This is a genomic window from Rhizobacter sp., assembly GCF_031412495.1.
In the GTDB taxonomy this organism is placed as follows: domain Bacteria; phylum Pseudomonadota; class Gammaproteobacteria; order Burkholderiales; family Burkholderiaceae_C; genus Schlegelella_A.
In genome coordinates, this window is the sequence record NZ_JANODC010000221.1 from 1 (window position 1) to 2,790 (window position 2,790).

Genomic DNA, 2,790 nt, shown 5'->3' on the forward strand with positions numbered 1-2,790 from the left:
CATGGCCACGACCCAGAGCAAGCAACGCAAGGTGATGATCACCTGCGCCGTCACCGGCGCCATCCACACGCCGAGCATGTCGCCGCACCTGCCGATCACCGCCGACGAGATCGCCGAGGCGGCGCTCGGCGCGCACGAGGCCGGCGCCGCGCTGGTACACCTGCACGCGCGCGACCCGGCCGACGGCCGTCCCGACCAGCGACCGGAGGCCTTCGCGCCTTTCCTCAGCCGCATCAAGCAGGCAGCGAACGTGGTGATCAACATCACCACCGGCGGCGCGCCGACGATGGGCGTCGAGGAGCGCCTGAAGCCCTGCGCACACTTCAAGCCCGAGGTCGCGTCGCTCAACATGGGCTCGATGAACTTCGGCCTCTTCCCGATGCTGGCGCGCTTCCCGAACCTGAAGTTCGACTGGGAGCGGCCCTACCTCGAAGGCTCCGACGAGCGCATTTTCAAGAACACCTTCCGCGACATAGCCAACATCCTGACCACCTGTGCCGCCAACGGCACGCGCTTCGAGATCGAGTGCTACGACATCGGCCACCTCTACACGCTGCGCCATTTCGCCGACCGCGGGCTGGTCAAGCCGCCGTTCTTCATCCAGTCGGTGTTCGGCATCCTCGGCGGCATCGGCCCGCACCCGGAAGATGTGGCGCACATGAAGCGCACCGCCGACCGCCTGTTCGGCGACGACTACCGCTGGAGCGTGCTCGGCGCCGGGCGCAACCAGCTGCCCATCGCGACGCAGTCGGTGGCGCTCGGCGGCAACGTGCGCGTGGGCCTCGAGGACTCGCTCTGGATCGGCCCCGGCCGGCTCGCCGAAAGCAACGCCCAGCAGGTGCGCGCGGTGCGCCAGGTGATCGAAGGGCTGGGGCTGCAGGTGGCGAGCGCCGACGAGGCGCGTGAAATGCTGCAGCTGAAGGGCCGCGACCAGGTCAACTTCTGAGCTTCGGGTCGGCCTCGTAGGGCCCGCGCGTGACGAACGCGCCGCCCTGGAAACGCACCGCCGGCGCGGCCGGGTCGAGCTTCGGCTCGGCCGCCTCGCGCGCGGCGCGAAAAGGTTCGGAGCTGTCCTGCGGCCGGAAGCCGAGGTGGCGCGCCGGGGTGTTGTCCCACCAGGTGGCCCGGTTGTTGCTCACGCCGTAGACGACGCTGCAGCCGACCACCGGCGCGGTCAGGGCGGCGACGACCAGGCGCTCGAGGTCGTCGTAGCTGAGCCAGGTGGCGAGCATGCGGCGATCCTTCGGCTCGGGGAACGACGAGCCGATGCGCAGGCAGACGCTCTCGATGCCGTGGCGGTCGAAGTAGAAGCGGGCCAGGTTCTCGCCGAAGGCCTTGCTCAGGCCGTAGTGGCCGTCCGGGCGCATCGGCGCCAGCGGCGAGACGACCTCGTCCTGGCGGTAGAAGCCGGTGACGTGGTTGGAGCTGGCGTAGACGATGCGCCGGACGCCGTGCCGGCGCGCCGCTTCGTACAGGTGGTAGCTGCCGACGATGTTGGCCTGCAGGATCGGCTCGAACGGGCCTTCGGTCGAGATGCCGCCGAGATGGACGATCGCGTCCGCGCCGGCAACGATCCGGTCCACGGCCGCCGCGTCCTGCAGGGCCGCGACGACGACTTCCTCGCCGGGCCCGGCCGCGTCCATGGCCGCGATGTCGCTCAGACGGAGGACCCCGACCCGAGCGCGAAGGCGCGGCCGCAGCTCGCGGCCGAGGCCGCCGGCGGCGCCGGTGAGCAGCAGGCGGTCGGCGATACGGGTTGCGGAGGGGGCGAGCGATGCCATGCGGCGATCGTCATGCAGCAGCCCGAGCGACGCCATCGGCGCATCCCCTCCTGGCGCGAAGTCATCGGCCGTCTTACAACCTGTCGATGACTCCCCTCGAGACCGCTGACGACCTGCCGCTTCCGACCGTCCCCGGCCCGCTGAACCACCCCTGCCCCGTCGTCCGCAGCTTCCGTGTCGTCCCCGTCGCCGGCCGCGACGCCATGCTCCTCAACCTGAGCGGCGCGCACGGACCGTTCTTCACCCGCAACCTCTTCATCGTCGTCGACAGCGCCGGCCGCACCGGCGTCGGCGAGGTGCCGGGCGGCGAGAAGATCCGCGGCACGCTCGAGGAAGCCGGCGCCCTGCTCGTCGGCCGGCCCATCGGCGACGTGCAGCGGCTGCTCGGCGAAATCCGCCGCCGCTTCGCCGATCGGGATGCCGGCGGCCGCGGCGAGCAGACCTTCGACCTGCGCACCACGATCCACGTCGTCACCGCGGTCGAGTCGGCCCTGCTCGACCTGCTCGGCCAGCACCTCGGAGTGCCCGTCGCGGCATTGCTCGGCGAGGGCCAGCAGCGCGACTCGGTCGCCGCCCTCGGCTACCTCTTTTACGTCGGCGACCGCACCCGCACCGGGCTGCCGTACCCGAGCGAACCCGGCGCCGACGACGCCTGGCTGCGCCTGCGCCACGAGACCGCGCTGACGCCGGAGGCGATCGTCCGCCTGGCCGAGGCGGCGCACGATCGCTACGGCTTCCTCGACTTCAAGCTGAAGGGCGGCGTCCTTGCCGGCGAAGCGGAGATCGACGCCATCCGCGCCCTCCACGAGCGCTTTCCGCAGGCGCGGGTGACGATCGACCCGAACGGCGCCTGGCCCCTGGCCGACGCGATCCGCCTGACGCGCGACCTGCACGGCGTGCTCGCCTATGCCGAGGACCCGTGCGGCGCCGAGGACGGCTTCTCCGGCCGCGAGGTGATGGCCGAGTTCCGCCGCGCCACCGGGCTGCCGACGGCGACCAACATGGTCGC

General features: G+C 71.6%; 3 protein-coding genes. 2 read left to right on the forward strand and 1 reads right to left on the reverse strand.

Features of this window, described 5'->3' with window-relative positions; translation table 11 throughout:
• The first annotated feature begins 1 nt into the window (after position 1).
• Positions 2–946: a 3,5-dioxohexanoate:acetyl-CoA acetone transferase gene (kce, locus tag AC30N0_RS08315; protein WP_489517456.1), complete on the forward strand. Its 945-nt coding sequence runs from the start codon at positions 2–4 to the stop codon at positions 944–946.
• Here kce and AC30N0_RS08320 read toward each other — a convergent pair.
• A complete protein-coding gene (locus tag AC30N0_RS08320) occupies positions 936–1,781 on the reverse strand; it encodes an NAD-dependent epimerase/dehydratase family protein (RefSeq protein WP_489517457.1) in 846 nt (281 codons plus the stop codon). The two genes, kce and AC30N0_RS08320, sit on opposite strands and share 11 nt — an antisense overlap.
• A 203-nt stretch (positions 1,782–1,984) precedes the next feature.
• Between AC30N0_RS08320 and AC30N0_RS08325 the strand changes: the two genes are divergently transcribed.
• The coding region (locus AC30N0_RS08325) for an enolase C-terminal domain-like protein (RefSeq protein WP_489517458.1) at positions 1,985–2,790 on the forward strand (806 nt) is incomplete at its 3' end.

Coding starts and splice junctions, on each gene's coding strand:
- kce (WP_489517456.1), top strand. CDS start 2: ATGGCCACGACCCAGAGCAAGCAACGCAAGGTGATGATCACCTGCGCC.
- AC30N0_RS08320 (WP_489517457.1), bottom strand. CDS start 1,781: ATGGCATCGCTCGCCCCCTCCGCAACCCGTATCGCCGACCGCCTGCTG.